Raw genomic sequence first — 17,291 nt, forward strand, 5'->3', positions numbered from 1 at the left:
TGTGAACTGCTTCACTGTCGCCTTTGCGACAATAATACAATATGAATTTATTCCGTTGAGGATAGAAGGTCGGTCTCGAATATATCGAAAGTTTTAGCCCGTATTTTTTTAGATAGTATTCGAGGGGGCGAGATTGATCTTTCTGGCGGGGCGCAGTTGATTTTCAACCGCGCCCCGTTCTCTTTCCAAGGCCATGAATCCACGTTTCTATTCAGCAGCCTTGCGTCGACCGCCATGATGACTGAACACTGCACGCCGCGTCCTGACCTCCGATCGGAAATCCGCTGTACGGCCCGGCAGCGCCCGGTAAAAAGGTTGCAATCCAGGCTCAACCGCCTCGGCAAGCGCAGTACACTCGCTGCACAGTCCAGACACCACGGATTGCGGGGCCCGCTCACGTATGGCGGCGAGCAATTGTAAATGGGCAGCCTTCAGCGCCTGAAATCCTGCCCCATCAGCCAAATCGCGATCACCAACCAGAACGTAAACCGGTTCGGGTTCGCTCTTGCCTTTCAGATCAACAAATCCCGCCTCAAGCAGCGCAAGGTCAGAATTGGTAGCGTGCTGTATCGATTGAGAAACCAGAATGTCATAATCCACATGGCGACAGTTTTGTTCTATTCGGGCCGCCACATTCACCACATCACCAATCACGGTGTAGTTGAACCGTCGCCGCGAACCTATATTCCCGACACATGCCGCTCCGGTTGCGCATCCCGTCGCTAACGCGATCGGAGGACGGCCGCGCATAATGGGTGATGCGTTGAACTTGCCCAACGCGCTACGCATCTTCAACGCGGCTGTCGCGGCGCGGCATGGGTGATCTTCTACTGGCAACGGCGCGTTCCAGAAAGCCATGACCGCATCACCGATAAACTTGTCGATCGTTCCCCGCTCGATCAGTATCTGATCCCCAATCTCCGAAAACAATGCGTTCAACAAGGCGACCAGATCGGTGGCCGACACCGACTCGGACAATGGCGTGAACCCGCGAATATCCGAGAACATCACCGTGATCTCCTGAGATTCGCCACCCAGTTTCAGGTGGTGCCCGTTGGCCTCCATCTCATCAAGGATCTCTGGCGCGACATAATGTGAGAATGTCTGGCGGATCACACGCTTTTCCCGTTCGGTCGAAACAAAGAGATATCCCGCCAACAGACCGAAATTCGCCATTCCCCCTGCCAGCGGAAAGGTCGCGTCAAACAGAACCGACTGGTTCTGAAACGCCAGCCAACTGATCACGATCACCACGGTTGCCGCCACACCACCAGCAACAAATGAGGCGACCGCCCCATGGTTGGACATGACCACGGTCACAACGACGCCCAGGATCACAAATGCCAGCAGTTCAAGCGCGGCTGTCACATCCGATCTGCTGAGCACATCCCCGAGGATGATCTGTTCGATAATCTGGGCATGGATCGAAACGCCGGGTACGGATTCGCCCAACGCCGTTTCGCGCATGTCGAAGAGGCCCGCCGCAGAGGTCCCGACCAGAATGATCCGTCCCTCGATTTCTGCCCGAAGCGCCGGGTCATCACCACTGCGCATGATATCATCTGCCGAAAGGTACAGACCCGGATTGTCCCGCCTGTAACGCACCCAGATTTCGCCATTCTCGGTGGTCGGCAACAGGAATTCACCAATGCCAAGTTCAAGCATAATTCCCGCTTCTTCCTGCGATCCTTCAGCAAAGTAGACAGGCTCGCCCATAGCGACCCGCAGGGCCTCGACCCCGAGCGCAGGCAGAACTCCGTTTGGCCCGGACCACAGCACCGGGACCCGTCGCACTACACCCAGCCCGCCCAGAGGCGAAACATTGACGCCGCCAATGCCGGCGGCATCCTCACCTAAGGGCGGTGCCAACGACGTCCAATGCGCCACGCTGACAAGGCCAGCCGCCGGGTTTTCGCCAATTTCAACCAGCCCCGCCTTCGGCGCAATGGCCGAACCGCTGTCGGTTTGCCGCGCTGCCACACCCAGAACGACTGGCCAATTTGCGATTTCATCTCCAAATCTGACATCATTGTCCAGACTGGCCGCAGCCTGATCCACCTGCAGCAGCCCCGACAAAGACGGGTCCTGCAACAATCGCACGGGCGAGTATCGATCCGGTTCTGCAAACAGCATGTCAAAGGCGATCGCAGCGGCGCCGTATTCACCCAACCGCTGAACCATCTGCCCCAACTGGGTGCGCGGCCAGGGCCATTGGCCCCACGCCGCCAGAGACCTTTCGTCGATGTCCACAACGCGGACCGGCAAGTCGGGATCATAGGCCCGCGGCGAAATCCGCTGCAGAATATCAAAGTAGATCAACCTGGACATCTGCACAGGATATGGATCTGCGACCCGCACAAAACAGCCCATCAGGATTAATCCCATCCCAACAAACCGAAACACCAGTCGGCGCCCAAATCTGTCTCTTAACCTACCCGCCATATTTGCCTCCCAAACGCAGGGAGAAATGAAAGCATGCGCCTGTGACTACCAACCAGCCGTCGCCGATGCGCTGCCCGCAGATGCGCTGGCGCTGAGACCCGAGCCACCACTTTTTCTGCTGGATGCACTCGCCGATGCACTGACGCCGCCGGAAGAACTGACACCGGAGCGCGCCGAATTCCCTGAGCGCCCTTCGGCGCTGGCCGAGGCCCGTCCCGGGGCTTCTGACCGCCCGCTTTCGCGACTTGGCGCTTCAGCCCGCGCCTGCTCTGCCTCACGCCGGGCTTCACGCCGCTCAGGTTGTTCGGATTCAACCCGGGGCGCCTGCGCTCGCCTGCCTGAACAGCCTTCCGCAGCCACACGAAACGGAGGCAGCAAATCATTTTGCGAACGTATGAAGGGAAAACCGCCCTGTAGTGCTTTGTCATATTGTTCCTGATCAGCGGGCCGCCCAACCTGACCTTTTGAACTGGTTGCAAACAGGCTGCATTGGCGGCTTGCAGATCGGCACGAGCCGCGCTGTCCGCACATCTGAACGGTGCCCTCAATCACCAGCATGGCGCTTTGATTGCCTGATGTGATCCACATATCAAACGTTGTGCCTCGTACAGCCATCGTGGCGTTGGGGGTTTTGATCGAATAGGCTCGTTTTCTGCTTTTTCCCGAGATGAAACGAAAACTGCCACCCAACGCCTGCACGGTGAAACTCTTTGCCTTGCGGTTTCCGCGCAACATCGAGACATCCAGCACCATCCGCGCGTTCGGGCCAACAGCGATCTTGGTTTCATCGGCGAACAGAAGCTGAACCACACCGGATCTGTCGGTTGAAATGGTATCGCCCGAAACCACCTCCATCCCTTCGCGCAGACGTACTTTTTTTCCAGCGCGGATGACATCTGCACCCGGCTTGACGCTCAACACTTTTCCGATTGATGCAATGGCCGATGCTGGCAACGCAGACAAAACCAATAGAACAATAAACAATTTCAACCAGGCCAAACCCAAGTCCCCTTCCCCAATAAGGTACCCACTGGGATGCTGATGCACCCCGCGCCCGATGTCTGTCGCCTCAATAAGCTAAATCTGATTAGTTATACTTGCCATAAAAACTATACAAATATGCGCCGAAACAATTGGAATTGGCAAGCTTTCCGATCTTTGGCCGTGTTTTGGGCGTTACAAACAACCATTTTCGTTGACCGGCAGAACCGCCCACCCGGATTTGTTAATCGGTTTTCAGAAATTTGGCCCCATCTCGGAAAATCGCCTTGTATCTGGATGACAGGCAAGGATATACCGGCCAGCGGAGACGTGGCCGAGTGGTCGAAGGCGCTCCCCTGCTAAGGGAGTAGGCCCGGAAGGGTCTCGAGGGTTCGAATCCCTTCGTCTCCGCCACACACCATTTTCATTCAATTGTGCTCAATGCTATTCAGCCCCTCATAGGGCTGGTTTTGTTGGTTTATCGACGATTGACAAAGCGAGGTATCAACCCGCGCTTCAATGGACGGCAGGTGATCCCCTGTTTTGAAGAAATCGCCCGACGGGTGCACATCGAACGCTTGGCAACTTGGAAGAACTCCACGCATGGCCAGCAATGGATTGACACGCTGGCCAAATATGCCTTCCCAAAGATCAAGCGGTTGCCGGTATCTGAAGTTGGTCAGCCTTTGGTGTTACAATTCTTTCTACCGGTCTGGACTGAGAAACACAAAACAGCCAAGCGCTTCACGCCGTGGATACCTCGATAAAACTGTGCTCCCGCTCCAAGTGGTTGTCCAGCGCGGAATCAAAAAAGACCGTCCCAAATGGAACGGTCTCTTGTTCACTGTCTCTCGAAAGAGGGTCAGGCTGTCAGAGCAGCCTGAGCCTGGGCGACGATCGCGCCGAACGCTTCCGGTTCGTGCACGGCCAGGTCGGCCAGAACTTTGCGGTCCACTTCGATACCGGCCAGGGTCAGGCCGTTGATGAAGCGGGAATATGTCAGCGCTTCGTCATGCGAACGGACAGCAGCGTTGATACGCTGGATCCACAGCGCGCGGAAGTTGCGCTTGCGGTTCTTGCGGTCACGGGTTGCATACTGGTTCGCCTTGTCGACGGCCTGACGGGCAACCTTGAAGGTGCTCTTGCGGCGGCCATAGTAACCTTTGGCGGCCTTGATGACCTTCTTGTGACGGGCGTGAGTTACGGTTCCACCTTTAACGCGGGACATGTCTTAATCTCCTCTTATCGGTCGTAGGGCATATAGCCCTTGACGATTTTGGCGTCGGGGGCGGACAGGGTGGTGTTGCCACGGGCATCGCGGATGAATTTCTTGGTCCGCTTGATCATGCCGTGACGTTTGCCGGCCTGGCCAGCAAGGACCTTACCGGTCGCAGTCACCTTAAAGCGCTTTTTGGCGCTCGACTTTGTCTTCATCTTAGGCATTTCCGTCTCCTTTTCCGGGTTCGGTTTCAAACGCGACTCGGCATGCCATCTCGGCCGGTCACGCGATCAGAAGCGCCGTTTACGCAAGTTCGGTCATACTGGCAAGGGGGTTTCGACCAGAATCTGCGCTTTTCGCAGGCTGATCAGGCACTGGGGCGACAAAGGCCGCCCCAGTGGTTTGGTTCAATGTTCGAATTTACGGATTTCACCGCTTTTCAAACGTTCCGCATAGGAAACCAGTTCTTGGCGCACCACTTTCATCAAGAAGTACAACGCAAAGACATTCACAACCGCCATGGCAAAGATCGCCGCGTCCGAGAAATCAATGACCGGACCAAGGTTGGCCGCGGCACCGATGACCACGAAGATGCAGAAGATGATCTTGAACACCAGTTCTTTGACGTGGCCCTCTCCGAACAGGTAGGTCCAGGCCTTCAGGCCATAGTAGGACCAGCTGATCATGGTCGAGAAGGCAAACAAGACCACCGCTATTGCCAGTACGTATGGGAACCAGCTGAAGGCGCTACCAAAGGCCGCCGAGGTCAGGCTGACGCCCGAGTTTCCATCAACAGTGGCAATCGCGTTGCCAGCTTCGTTCAACATGTATTTGCCGGTTTCAGGATCAACAATCAGCTGCTGGGTAATGATGATCACCAGCGCAGTCATGGTACAGATCACGACCGTGTCGATGAACGGCTCAAGCAGTGACACAAAGCCTTCGGTAATCGGCTCTTTAGTCCGAACCGCCGAGTGCGCAATCGCCGCAGAACCAACGCCTGCTTCGTTCGAGAACGCCGCACGCCGGAAGCCCTGGATCAGTGCACCAACCATGCCACCAGCGACACCCAGACCGGTAAAGGCCCCAGCAAAGATCTGGCCAAAGGCCCAACCGATCTGGTCCGCATTCATGAGGATGATCACCAGTGCGGCAGCCACATACAGGACACCCATGAAAGGAACGACTTTTTCGGTTACCCGCGCGATGGATTTCAAGCCGCCTACGATGACAAGAAACACGATGATCGCAAACACGATCCCTGTGATCCAACCGGGATAGTCTCCGGTAATGCCCGCGATCTGTTGGTGCGCCTGATTAGCCTGGAACATATTGCCCCCGCCGAGCGCGCCAAGGATACAGAAGATAGAGAACAGAACAGCCAGAATCTTACCGCCCGGCAGGCCCAGTTCATTGAACCCTTTGGACATGTAGTACATTGGGCCACCCGAGACGGTGCCGTCATCGTATTCGTTGCGGTATTTCACGCCCAGCGTACATTCTGTGAATTTCGACGCCATGCCCAGAAGGCCCGCGACGATCATCCAGAAGGTTGCGCCCGGCCCGCCGATACCAACGGCCACCGCCACGCCGGCAATGTTCCCGAGGCCAACCGTACCGGACAGCGCCGTAGCCAGCGCCTGAAAGTGACTGACTTCGCCCGCATCATTGGGGTCAGAGTAGTCACCCTTTACAAGGCTGATCGCGTGGCTGAAGAACCGCAGCTGCACAAAGGCAAAGTAAAGGGTAAACACGGTCGCCGCGATCACCAGCCAGCCAACGATCCACGGGAAACCGGTTCCCGGAAACGGGGCAAAAATAAAGCTGACGAACGGCCCGGTGAAATCGGCGAAGGCCTGATTGATCTTGTCGTCCAATCCAACCGCTTCCTGTGCGGCGGCAGGCGCCGCGAACAGCGTGGCCAGCGCGGCCAGACCCAGTTTGTTCTGAATATTCATCATCATCCCTCCCCTCAGTTCACGACCGTGACCGGAACATCGGCGTGCATGACCAAGTTCTGAGTCGAGCTTCCGAACAGGCGTTTCTTGAACCCATCCGCCGAGGACCGGCCCACAACGATCTGAGAGCCACCATTTTCAATCGTGATTGCGTTCAGCGTTTCCGCCACATCTCCGTGGCGAACAATGCCCTGAGCCTGAAAGCCCGCTGCCTTCAGCGCATCCACTGCCGGGGTCACCACGCGCGTTGTGGCAAGTTCAACTTCTTCCTCACGCCGCTTGTGACGCAGCGCGTTCTCTTCCGGTGTCTGGAAAGTGAATGGGGACCATTCGATAACGTAGACGGCCAGCAACTCACACGCGCCGATCCTCTCGGCCAAGTCTTTGGCGAAGGCAATCGCGCGCTCTCCGGTCTCTGTCCCGTCCAGTCCTATGACAATTTTCGTTGTCATCTCGTTCCTCCGTTATGGTTGATTTGGCCGGGACCCGTGCCCCCGGCAGGGCAGCCGGAACCTGGAACTTGCTTGAGTAGACTGCCCTAAAGGCAAGTATCTCGAAAAAACACGGAAAAACAGAGAGGTAATTTCAGAATACAACCAGTTATCGCTCAACTAGTTGAAAATAAATATTATTTACTGCCTAATATTTAGGCAAAGACTAAGTAATGATGTGGAGCACGGCTGGCAATCCGGCCTCAACCTGGATCGGTGTTGTAGATCAGCCGTTCGTCACAGGGGGCGATGCGCAGAATATTGGTTGTGCCGGGGACGTTAAATGGCACACCAGCGGTCACCACAATCTGATCCGTCTCAGACGCGAAACCAGCCGAGCGGGCCGCGCGGGCCGCACTGACCACGGCGCCCTTGAACCGCTCCAATTCCGGGGTCATGACGCAATGGCAGCCCCAGCTCAGACACAACCGGCGCGCGGTGCCAGTTGCAGGGGTCATCGCAATGATGGGCACGCCGGGACGCTCGCGCGCGGTGAGCAGCGCGGTGGTGCCGCTTTGAGTAAAGCAACAAATGGCTTTGATATCGGTTTTCTCTGCAATCTCGCGCGCCGCAGCAACAATCCCATCGGCAATGGTCGTGCCCTTGGCCGTGCGTGAGGCGGCAATGATCTGTGTATAGGTTGGGTCGGCCTCGACCTCGATGGCAACTTTGTTCATCGTCTGAACTGCTTCGATGGGATAAGATCCAGCCGCCGATTCCGCGCTGAGCATGATTGCATCGGTACCCTCGTATATGGCCGTGGCCACGTCCGAAACTTCGGCTCGTGTCGGCATCGGGCTTTCAATCATACTTTCCAGCATCTGAGTGGCGACAATCACCGGCTTCGCGGCTGTGCGGCACTTGCGCACCAGACGCTTTTGAATCGGAGGCACGGCAGATACCGGCAGCTCTACACCCAAATCTCCCCGCGCGACCATGATTCCGTCCGAGGCATCAAGGATGTCATCAAATGCCTCAACCGCAGCAGGTTTTTCGATCTTTGACAGGATTGACGCACGGCCATCGGCCAAGGCACGCGCCTCGAACACGTCCTTGGCGCGCTGAACAAAGCTGAGCGCCAGCCAGTCCACACCCAATTGGCATACAAATTCCAGATCATCGCGATCCTTGGCTGACAGTGCCGCCAGCGGCAGAACCACATCGGGCACGTTCACACCCTTCCGGTTCGAGATCGTACCACCAACTTCCACTGTGCAATGCGCGAAATCCTGACCGCAATCCTGCACGATCAGGCGAATCTTGCCATCATTTACCAACAGGCGCGCGCCGGGCTCCAAAGCGGCGAAAATCTCGGGATGCGGCAGGCAGACCCGAGTGATATCCCCGGCAGCCGGGTCAAGGTCCAGACGGAACGCCGCGCCCTCTTCCAGTTCCTCCGCATCATTGGCAAACACACCAACACGTAGTTTTGGCCCCTGAAGGTCGGCAAGAATGGCGATCGGGCTGTCCATATCCTTTTCGATCTGCCGGATGGTGCGATGCCTCTCGCGAATCTCATCATGGCTGCCGTGGCTCATGTTCAGGCGAAACACATCAGCCCCGGCCTCGTGCAGCGCGCGGATGGTGTCATAGTCATTAGACGCCGGCCCCAGCGTCGCCACGATTTTCACATTCCTCAGGCGTCGCATCAATTAGGCTCTCCTTGAACGTCTCATGTTACCGCAAACAGTGCTCGACCTGCTTATTGCGCAATTCCCTTTCCGAGGCAACTGTCCTACACCTGCGTCAAACAAGATGACAGGCATATGACATATTCTCCGTTTTTTGTTCATGGCGCGGATCGCCCGTCGCGCTGGTTGATTACTTGCGACCATGCCACCAACATGGTGCCGCCCGACATCAATGGCGGAGACTTGGGCCTGTCACGCGAAGACATGGAACGCCACATCGCCTATGACGTGGGTGCCTACGAGGTTTCAAAGCATCTGGGTGAAATTTTGAATGCGCCGGTGGTCGCGGCCAACTTCTCACGCCTCGTCATTGACCCGAACCGTGGCGAGGACGACCCAACGCTTCTGATGAAGCTTTATGATGGGTCGATCATTCCGGGCAACCGCGACGCCGACAAGGCCGAACGTAATCGACGCCTGAACATGTGCTACCGCCCCTATCACGATGCGCTGGCACAGCTTGCGGCCACGCCCCATAGAGTTATCGTCTCCATGCATTCCTTTACGCGCCAGTTGCGAGGCCGCGATCCTCGGCCTTGGCACATCGGCGTATTGCACACACCGGATGAACGGTTCTCGCATCCGTTGATCAATCGGCTGAACACCGAGGGCGACCTGTGTGTCGGCGTTAACGAACCCTACACCGGTGTCCTGCCCGGCGACGCTATCGACACGCACTGCACGGCTTATGATCGCCCAAACGTCCTAATCGAGCTGCGCAATGATCTGATCGCCGATCATGAAGGGCAGAGCGCATGGGCCGGGCGTCTGGCTACCATCCTGCAGGGCGCGTTGGCTGACAGCGGCCTTTGATGTTGGGTCAATCTAGATCGCATGACATTGTGGCCCACCGTATTGGCCCCCATATATCTAAGGAAAGGAGACGACCATGACTCAGGAATTCCTGACGGCAGTCTTCGGCTGGATGACTGTCCTGAACTTCGCGGTATTGCTGTTCAGTACGCTGATGATCGTCGTGTTACAGAACTGGATAGCAGATGTGCATGGCCGGATGTTCCAGATGGAACGGGCCGACATTAAGCGCGCTTATTTCCGATATCTTGCCAACTACAAGATACTCACGATCATATTCTGTCTCATGCCATGGCTGGCACTTAAGCTGGCGTAGTATCCGATCCCGGAAATTGGGGTGCCTGCTGTACATTGTAACGTGGCTGGCGGATTGTTAGTTCAGTCCAAGGACGCAAGATAATCATTCGGAGCCCGACCATGGACAAGCAAACCGAAATCGAACTTCAGGCCGCAGCGTTTCGCCGCCTGCAGCAGCATTTGATGCAGGATCGCACCGACGTTCAGAATATCGACATGATGAATCTGACCGGGTTCTGCCGCAATTGTCTATCGCGCTGGTATCAGGAAGCCGCAAATGCCAAGGGCATCGAAATGGGCAAGGATGAGGCCCGTGAAACCTTTTATGGCATGACCATGGATGAGTGGAAGGCTAACTATCAGACCGAAGCCAGTGCTGAGAAACAGGCAGAGTTCAAGGTCGCGTTTGAAGAAAACGTAGCGAATAAAGGCTAATACCCAGAAACAAAGAAGGCCCGCCGAATTGGCGGGCCTTGTCTTTAGATTGCGGCCTTGCGGCTTTCGTCCAGATAGATCTCGCGTAGACGTTTTGCAATCGGGCCTGGCGTACCATCACCCAGCGCCACGCCATCAATCTCAACCACCGGCATGACAAATGCGCTGGCCGAAGTTGTGAAGGCCTCATCCGCTTCTTTTGCCTCGTCGATGGTAAACAGGCGTTCTTCGATCTCCATCTGCGCCTCGGCCGCCATGCGCAGAACCGCCTTGCGCGTGATGCCGTGCAAAATATCGTTGGACAATGGGCGGGTGACGATCTTGCCGTTATTGACGAAATAGGCGTTGTTGCTGGTGCCTTCGGTCACGTAGCCATCTTCAATCAGCCACGCATCATCACAACCCGCCTTTTTGGCCATCATCTTACCCATCGACGGGTAAAGCAGCTGCACGGTCTTGATGTCGCGACGACCCCAGCGGATATCTTCGATCGAGATGATCTTGGCACCCTTCTTTGCTGCCGGGCTATCGGCAAGGCCCGGCTTGTTTTGGGTAAACAGCACGAGGCTGGGCTTTGTATCAGCAGATGGGAAAACAAAATCCCGATCCCCATCCGATCCGCGGGAGACCTGCAGATAGATCAGACCTTCCTCAATGCCGTTTAACTCGACCAGCTTGCGGTGAATCTCCAGCAATTCGTCCATGCTGCAAGGTTGAACGATATCCAGCTCGTCCAAGGACCGCTTCAGACGTACTGCATGGCCTTCAAAGTCGATCAGCTTGCCATCCAGCACGCTTGTGACCTCGTATACGGCATCCGCAAACAGAAAACCCCGGTCAAAAATCGAAACACTGGCTTCGGTTTCGGGCAGATACTCGCCATTCACATAAACGGTGCGGGTCATGTATTGTCTCCTCAACCCCAGAGAGCCGCTTTGGGCGGGTGCACTCCGGCGTCATCAAAAATCAGTGGTGTATCGCGGTCTTCGGCCAACAGAAGCGGGCCGTCAAGGTCCGTTACCATCGCACCCTGCGCCAGCAGAGTTGCCGGGGCCATCGCCAACGAGCTTCCGACCATACAGCCGACCATGACATCATAGCCCTCAGCCAATGCGGCCCTGCGCAACTCCAGCGCCTCGGTCAAACCGCCGGTCTTGTCCAGTTTGATGTTTACCACATCATACTTACCTTTGAGTGCAGGCAGACTTGCCCGGTCGTGACAGGATTCGTCAGCACAGACAGGCACAGGGCGATCCATCCCGATCAAGGCGTCGTCCTCGCCGGCTGGCAAAGGTTGCTCAACCAGCGCCACACCCAGGCGCACAAGATGCGGGGCGAGATCAGCATAGACTTCGGCAGACCAGCCCTCGTTTGCATCGATGATGATCCTGGAATTTGGTGCCCCCGCTCGTACCGCCTCAAGCCGAGGCATGTCATCCGGCGTTCCCAGTTTGATCTTCAGCAGGGGGCGGAAAGCGTTCTCTGCCGCCTGAGCCCGCATTGCCTCGGGCGTGTCCAGAGACAGCGTATAGGCTGTGATTTCAGGTCCTGGCGCGGCGATTTCTGCAAGCTCCCATGCCCGTTTTCCAGCACGTTTCGCTTCCAAATCCCACAGCGCACAATCGACCGCATTCCGCGCAGCGCCAGCAGGCAGAAGGCCCATAAGGGAATAGCGCGAGAACACCTCTGGCAGCGCTGCAATCTCGGCTTCGACCGACTCCAGAGTTTCGTCATAGCGCGCATAAGGCACACACTCGCCCCAACCATGGTGCTCGCCGTCGGAAATCCGAACCGACAACACCTTTGCCTCGGTCCGTGAGCCACGCGAAATGGTAAACACCTGCGCCAGTCGAAACACATCGCGAGAAACTTCAATCCGCACGCGCCTGCTCCTTCATCTTTTGATAATTACCCGCCGGAGGCGTATTGCCCACCACCGGCAGGGTGCTTAGATCACAGCGCAGTCAGCGCTTCCACCAGTTTACCGGCCCCAAACCGATAAGGATCGGTTGCCGGGATACCCATTTCGGCCTCGACCTTGGCGATGTACGCGCGCGCTTCGTCTTCGCTCAGATGCTGAGTGTTGATCGACACACCCGCAACCTGGCACTCCGGATTTGCCACGCGCGCCAGCGGCAGTGCGGTATCGCGCAGTTGCTCCAGCGTTGGCAACGTGTATTCAGGCAAGCCACGCATATGGGTGCGGGTCGGTTCGTGGCACAGGATCAGCGCATCTGGCTGACCACCATGGATCAGTGCCATCGTCACGCCCGAATAGGACACATGGAACAGTGAGCCCTGTCCTTCGATGTGATCCCAATGGTCCGGATCATTGTCCGGTGTCAGATATTCTACGGACCCGGCCATGAAATCCGCAACGACGGCATCCAGCGGAACACCTTGCCCGGTAACCAGGATGCCGGTCTGACCGGTGGCGCGGAAGGTGGATTTCATGCCACGATTGCGCATTTCGGCGTCCATCGACATTGCAGTATACATTTTACCGGCAGAGCAGTCGGTTCCAACCGCCAGGCACCGTTTGCCAGTACGCTTGCGACCGTTTGCGATCGGGTAACCTACGGTCGGCACACGGACATCATGCAGGGTACACCCATGGGTCTGAGCTGCTGCAACAAGATCACCTTCGTCGCGCAGCAGGTTATGCAGCCCCGACGCCAGATCATAGCCCATTTCCAACGCAGCGATCAGAACCGCTTTCCAGGAAGCACTGATGACTCCACCCCGATTTGCAACACCAATGACGAGCGTTTTGGCGCCTGCGGCTTTGCCTTCGGCAAGCGTCAATTCCGTCAGACCCAGATCGGCGTTGCAACCTTCCAGCCTGATTTGACCCACAGCGTTCTCCGGGCGCCAGTCCCGTATGCCAATAGCCACTTTGGCTGCCAACAGGTCGGGCGCATCGCCCAAAAACAATAGGTACGGTGTCTCGATCATCGCGCTGCACTCCTTTGATTCTGGCTTAAGCTAGAGAACCGATTTAACGAGGGTTTCTCAAATTTTCTTCGCAACCCGCCGTCTGGCGGGACAGAATTGCGCACTTACAGAAGATTCCGCAAAAATATTCGAAGTTATCAAATTGATCAAACTTTAAGCATCCCTGTATATACCAAATACAGTTCATGCTGCGCGCGCATTGCCGCATCAGCACAATCAAGCTTGCGCTGCGCTGCGCAATTTAATATCCCACTGCCAGCAAGGAACGCAATTTCATTACTCAGACGAGGTTCAGATGAGTTTCCGCATCCAACCCGCCGCTCCGGCGCGCCCCAATCGTTGCCAACTGTTTGGTCCGGGCTCGAACACCAAGCTGTTTCCCAAAATGGCTGCGTCAGCAGCGGATGTCATTAATCTGGATCTGGAAGACTCGGTGGCCCCGTCTGACAAGGATTCCGCCCGCACCAATGTGATCGAGGCGCTCAACACGGTCGATTGGGGCAACAAATACATGTCGGTTCGGATCAACGGGTTGGACACGCCCTATTGGTATCGCGACGTGGTTGATGTGCTGGAACAGGCAGGCGACCGGCTAGACCAGATCATGATCCCCAAGGTCGGCTGTGCGGCAGATGTCTACGCAGTCGACGCTCTGGTGAGCGCTATCGAGCGCGCCAAGGGCCGGACTAAACCCATCTCTTTCGAAGTGATCATCGAATCCGCCGCCGGATTGGCGCATGTCGAAGAGATCGCAGCTTCATCCCCGCGCCTGCAGGCGATGAGCCTCGGGGCTGCGGATTTTGCTGCTTCGATGGGGATGCAGACCACCGGCATCGGCGGTACGCAGGAAAACTACTATATGCTGCGCGAAGGTGAGAAACACTGGTCCGATCCGTGGCACTGGGCACAGGCCGCCATCGTCGCTGCCTGCCGTACGCATGGCGTACTGCCGGTGGACGGGCCGTTCGGAGATTTCTCCGATGATGAAGGCTATGTCGCGCAGGCTAAACGCTCGGCCACGCTGGGAATGGTCGGCAAATGGGCTATCCACCCCAAGCAGATCGCGCTGGCCAACCAGGTGTTCACCCCTTCGGATGAGGCTGTGTCCGAGGCACGAGAAATCCTGGCCGCGATGGAACAAGCAAAAGCCAACGGCGAAGGCGCGACCGTTTACAAGGGGCGTCTGGTCGACATTGCCTCGATCAAACAAGCCGAAGTCATTGTCGCGCAAGCCGAGCTGATCGCGGCAGGAAGCTAATACTCAAGAAAGAAGGCGCTCCATCGAGCGTCTTCTTTCAGACCCCATCAACGACCAAAAACCTCATTCGGTGTCCAGGTGAAATTTCCACCCTGCTTGCCCGATTTCATCATCAGGCAGGACGTTCCTAGTTTCTGGAAATAGACAATCTTCAGTGCATACCAGCCCGCTTTGGGCACTTCTACCGCGGTTCGTTGATTGGCCTCACAGCCTTGAATAGAATCTGAACGGCCAATCTGCTGGCCACCAACCCAGGCCTCTATACCGTCATTCGACCAAGTTTCGAGTTCGTAGGCACCAGGTGAATCAAAACGCATATACCCCGTGACCTCGGCAGCAACATTATAAGCCTGATCGAACGTCAGAACACTCTCACCTTTGTTGGTGTCCCGATAATCCAAGCCCCGTAAGGGTTGCCCGGGCTGCGCCTTTGAAAGCATGCTCTTTGCCTGACTCAGATCGCGGATCTTCTTAATCTGGGTCCCGGTACTGATGTACTTTACATTCAACCCGGCAGTTGGACTGGGCTGAGGGCTTGCTGGCTGTAATTGCAAAGGTGCAGCTGTAGTCGAACCCGCAAATATTGCTAGGGCAGCCACAAGCGCTCCGGTGCGGAAAAATGTCATCGTCTTCTCCCTGAGATTACGCCCGCTTCGGGAATTAACCCTGCCGGCGATATTGTTGAGATGACACTAGGCCGTGAACATTGACCTCGCAAGGTGGTTATAAATCACATTTCATCTGTCACGCCCGCGTATCCTTGGGTGATCCCATCACGACATATGAGGTGATCGATGTGACTTGCGGCAAGGTTCCCAGCACCTCGGTATGGAAGGTTTTGTAGGAAGGAAGGTCCGCACATTCGACCCGCAACAGGTACTCGATCGTGCCGGTGATGTTGTGACACTCTACGACTTCGGGTACCTGTTGCAGCGCACGTTCGAAGCCCTCTTGCGCCGCTTTGGTGTGTTCCCCCAGACCAACACCGATATAGGCCACGAAGCCAACGCCCAACGCCGCCGGGTTCAGGACTGCGCGATACCCCGCAATGACGCCCGCGCGCTCAAGCTCCTGCACCCGACGCAGGCACGCCGAGGGTGACAAGCCTACGCGATCCGCAAGATCGAGGTTGCTGATACGGCCGTCCCGCGACAATTCTTGCAATATCTGTTGGTTTATCTGATCAATCTTCGCCATTTGTTGTGAAACTAAGCAAACCACGCACGAAAACGCAATTTCATTTGCCCGCTATGACGAGATTATACGGTCATGACCTATGATGTACTTATGGCCCTGATCGTATTTGCCTTTGTCTCTTCGATCACTCCGGGGCCCAACAATCTTATGCTTATGGCGTCAGGCGCAAATTTCGGCTTCCGGCGGACGATACCTCATATGCTGGGGATAGGTTTGGGCTTTACGTTCATGGTTTTGCTGGTGGGTGCGGGGCTCGTTCAGATTTTCGACCGTTTTCCAGCTAGTTATACGGTGCTAAAAATTGCATCCGTCATTTACCTGCTGTATCTGGCATGGAAGATCGCCCACGCAGCGCCGGTGAAAGGGCAAGAAGCAATCGGTACGCCGATGACGTTCTTTCAGGCCGCCGCCTTTCAGTGGGTGAACCCAAAGGCCTGGGCAATGGCACTTACGGCAACGGCGGCTTATGCGCCTGGGCAATCACTTGAAGCTATTATTCTTGTTGCGCTGGTGTTTGGTGCAATCAACCTGCCATCGGTTAGCACCTGGACGGTCCTGGGCCAACAAATGGCGCGCGTTCTGACAAACCCGCGCCGTTTACTGGTATTCAACTGGACAATGGCTGTGCTTCTGGTCGCATCGCTCTATCCTGTTCTCTGGCCGAACTAAATCATCTGAGAGGCAGGCAGATTTCAGTCAGCAAATCCTCGGGTGCGGTTTCACGCGGATCATTGAGATAGATTTCATAGCAAGGTTGATCTGCGGGTTCTTCACCCGAGTCGGGCAGCCAGTTTCCAAACAGGGCTTGATAGGCGGCGTGGATTCCGGAATAGGGGCCTTTGTAAGTCAGAACTGCCGTTTTGCCACCAGGAATGCTGAGGTCCTCCATCCCCTCCGGAGTATCTGTGCCGCAGAATTGAGCCCCAGCAAAGCTGCGCAGTTCATCCTCGGGCACATCCTCGGGGCTATCGAGATAAAGTCCGATTATCGGACCGACCTGTGGCCACAACTTTCGCGATTCACATAGGGCACTAAAGGCCTCGAAGCTACGACCAATCTCAGCATAAGCCCCTTTGTGCGAAAGGGCTACGACACGGCGGGACGGTTCGGTTCGGGTGGTCACGGGATGCATGGGATATTCTCCGGTTTTGAAATTTGGATGGGCCGGCAGAATCCGCCCCACTTTTCGAAACGCAACGGGGCTGCTGCCGTAGGCCTCGGAAAAGGCCCGCGCGAAGGATTTCAGGTTCGGATAGCCAATATCGGTCGCGATCTGTGCAACCGGCCTGTCCGACTGCACCAACCAACAGGCGGCGCGGTGCAACCGTATCCGGCGGGTGGCTTGCGCGCAGGTCTCGCCGGTGATGGCGCGAAACACGCGATGCCAATGAAATCGGGACATCGCCGCGACATCGGCCAAGGTATCCAGCGACAAATCCCCACCGGGGTGGTCGTGGATATAAGCCAACACACGCAGCACACGATCTTCATAGCTGGCGGCCATTGGTATCCTTCCGAATTCTTCGCCCACCTGTCGTCGCATATTGTGAAACC

Annotated in this window: 19 protein-coding genes and 1 tRNA gene; 7 read left to right on the forward strand and 13 right to left on the reverse strand. The window is 56.4% G+C overall.

Annotation, left to right across the window (positions count from 1 at the left end):
* Positions 1-207 precede the first annotated feature (207 nt).
* Both BLU89_RS11835 and BLU89_RS11840 read right to left on the reverse strand, forming a co-directional pair.
* A complete protein-coding gene (locus tag BLU89_RS11835; protein ID WP_074737045.1) occupies positions 208-2,442 on the reverse strand; it encodes a CHASE2 domain-containing protein in 2,235 nt (744 codons plus the stop codon).
* Between the two features lie 45 nt (positions 2,443-2,487).
* Positions 2,488-3,363 carry a FecR family protein gene (locus tag BLU89_RS11840; protein WP_245709754.1) on the reverse strand — a complete coding sequence of 292 codons (876 nt, stop codon included), beginning with the start codon at positions 3,361-3,363 and terminating at the stop codon, positions 2,488-2,490.
* 384 nt (positions 3,364-3,747) lie between these two features.
* Between BLU89_RS11840 and BLU89_RS11845 the strand changes: the two genes are divergently transcribed.
* Positions 3,748-3,837, forward strand: a tRNA-Ser gene (locus tag BLU89_RS11845).
* Positions 3,838-3,896: 59 nt separating this feature from the next.
* Positions 3,897-4,190 carry a phage integrase central domain-containing protein gene (locus tag BLU89_RS11850; protein ID WP_143030567.1) on the forward strand — a complete coding sequence of 98 codons (294 nt, stop codon included), beginning with the start codon at positions 3,897-3,899 and terminating at the stop codon, positions 4,188-4,190.
* Positions 4,191-4,285: 95 nt separating this feature from the next.
* Here the strand turns inward: BLU89_RS11850 and rplT are convergent, their stop codons facing one another.
* The 5 genes from rplT to pyk form a co-directional block, all read right to left on the reverse strand.
* Positions 4,286-4,651 carry a 50S ribosomal protein L20 gene (rplT, locus tag BLU89_RS11855; RefSeq protein WP_074737047.1) on the reverse strand — a complete coding sequence of 122 codons (366 nt, stop codon included), beginning with the start codon at positions 4,649-4,651 and terminating at the stop codon, positions 4,286-4,288.
* Between the two features lie 14 nt (positions 4,652-4,665).
* Positions 4,666-4,866, reverse strand: coding sequence for a 50S ribosomal protein L35 (rpmI, locus tag BLU89_RS11860; protein ID WP_010443552.1), 201 nt, complete (start codon positions 4,864-4,866; stop codon positions 4,666-4,668).
* 183 nt (positions 4,867-5,049) lie between these two features.
* Entirely contained in the window at positions 5,050-6,600 is a 1,551-nt protein-coding gene (locus BLU89_RS11865; RefSeq protein WP_074737126.1) for an alanine/glycine:cation symporter family protein, read from the reverse strand.
* Positions 6,601-6,614: 14 nt separating this feature from the next.
* On the reverse strand, positions 6,615-7,052 hold the full coding sequence (locus BLU89_RS11870) for a universal stress protein (RefSeq protein WP_074737048.1): 438 nt from the start codon (positions 7,050-7,052) through the stop codon (positions 6,615-6,617).
* 242 nt (positions 7,053-7,294) lie between these two features.
* Complete coding sequence (pyk, locus tag BLU89_RS11875) at positions 7,295-8,740, reverse strand: pyruvate kinase (protein WP_074737049.1); 1,446 nt, start codon at positions 8,738-8,740, stop codon at positions 7,295-7,297.
* 117 nt (positions 8,741-8,857) lie between these two features.
* Between pyk and BLU89_RS11880 the strand changes: the two genes are divergently transcribed.
* The 3 genes from BLU89_RS11880 to BLU89_RS11890 all read left to right on the forward strand — a co-directional run bounded on the left by BLU89_RS11880 (position 8,858) and on the right by BLU89_RS11890 (position 10,327).
* Positions 8,858-9,595, forward strand: a complete 738-nt coding sequence (locus BLU89_RS11880; RefSeq protein ID WP_074737050.1) for an N-formylglutamate amidohydrolase — start codon at positions 8,858-8,860, stop codon at positions 9,593-9,595.
* A 76-nt stretch (positions 9,596-9,671) separates the two neighbouring features.
* Complete coding sequence (locus BLU89_RS11885) at positions 9,672-9,911, forward strand: DUF6868 family protein (protein ID WP_074737051.1); 240 nt, start codon at positions 9,672-9,674, stop codon at positions 9,909-9,911.
* Between the two features lie 101 nt (positions 9,912-10,012).
* Positions 10,013-10,327: a DUF1244 domain-containing protein gene (locus BLU89_RS11890; RefSeq protein WP_074737052.1), complete on the forward strand. Its 315-nt coding sequence runs from the start codon at positions 10,013-10,015 to the stop codon at positions 10,325-10,327.
* A gap of 44 nt (positions 10,328-10,371) precedes the next feature.
* Here the strand turns inward: BLU89_RS11890 and BLU89_RS11895 are convergent, their stop codons facing one another.
* From BLU89_RS11895 to dgcN, 3 genes are all read right to left on the reverse strand, one after another.
* Entirely contained in the window at positions 10,372-11,232 is an 861-nt protein-coding gene (locus BLU89_RS11895) for a D-amino-acid transaminase (protein ID WP_074737053.1), read from the reverse strand.
* Positions 11,233-11,243: 11 nt separating this feature from the next.
* On the reverse strand, positions 11,244-12,209 hold the full coding sequence (gene dgcA, locus BLU89_RS11900; RefSeq protein WP_074737054.1) for an N-acetyl-D-Glu racemase DgcA: 966 nt from the start codon (positions 12,207-12,209) through the stop codon (positions 11,244-11,246).
* Between the two features lie 71 nt (positions 12,210-12,280).
* Positions 12,281-13,282, reverse strand: coding sequence for an N-acetyltransferase DgcN (gene dgcN / locus BLU89_RS11905; RefSeq protein ID WP_074737055.1), 1,002 nt, complete (start codon positions 13,280-13,282; stop codon positions 12,281-12,283).
* A gap of 295 nt (positions 13,283-13,577) precedes the next feature.
* Between dgcN and BLU89_RS11910 the strand changes: the two genes are divergently transcribed.
* A complete protein-coding gene (locus BLU89_RS11910) occupies positions 13,578-14,540 on the forward strand; it encodes an L-malyl-CoA/beta-methylmalyl-CoA lyase (RefSeq protein ID WP_074737056.1) in 963 nt (320 codons plus the stop codon).
* Between the two features lie 47 nt (positions 14,541-14,587).
* Here BLU89_RS11910 and BLU89_RS11915 read toward each other — a convergent pair whose 3' ends face one another.
* Complete coding sequence (locus BLU89_RS11915) at positions 14,588-15,139, reverse strand: PA14 domain-containing protein (protein ID WP_245709747.1); 552 nt, start codon at positions 15,137-15,139, stop codon at positions 14,588-14,590.
* A 145-nt stretch (positions 15,140-15,284) separates the two neighbouring features.
* Positions 15,285-15,737, reverse strand: coding sequence for an Lrp/AsnC family transcriptional regulator (locus tag BLU89_RS11920; RefSeq protein WP_074737058.1), 453 nt, complete (start codon positions 15,735-15,737; stop codon positions 15,285-15,287).
* Positions 15,738-15,809: 72 nt separating this feature from the next.
* On the opposite strand from BLU89_RS11920, the gene BLU89_RS11925 reads away from it, so the two are divergent.
* Positions 15,810-16,406, forward strand: a complete 597-nt coding sequence (locus BLU89_RS11925) for a LysE family translocator (RefSeq protein ID WP_074737059.1) — start codon at positions 15,810-15,812, stop codon at positions 16,404-16,406.
* A 1-nt stretch (position 16,407) separates the two neighbouring features.
* Here the strand turns inward: BLU89_RS11925 and BLU89_RS11930 are convergent, their stop codons facing one another.
* Entirely contained in the window at positions 16,408-17,241 is an 834-nt protein-coding gene (locus tag BLU89_RS11930; protein ID WP_074737060.1) for an AraC family transcriptional regulator, read from the reverse strand.
* Between the last annotated feature and the right edge of the window lie 50 nt (positions 17,242-17,291).

It is taken from the genome of Ruegeria halocynthiae, from assembly GCF_900106805.1.
Classification (GTDB): domain Bacteria; phylum Pseudomonadota; class Alphaproteobacteria; order Rhodobacterales; family Rhodobacteraceae; genus Ruegeria; species Ruegeria halocynthiae.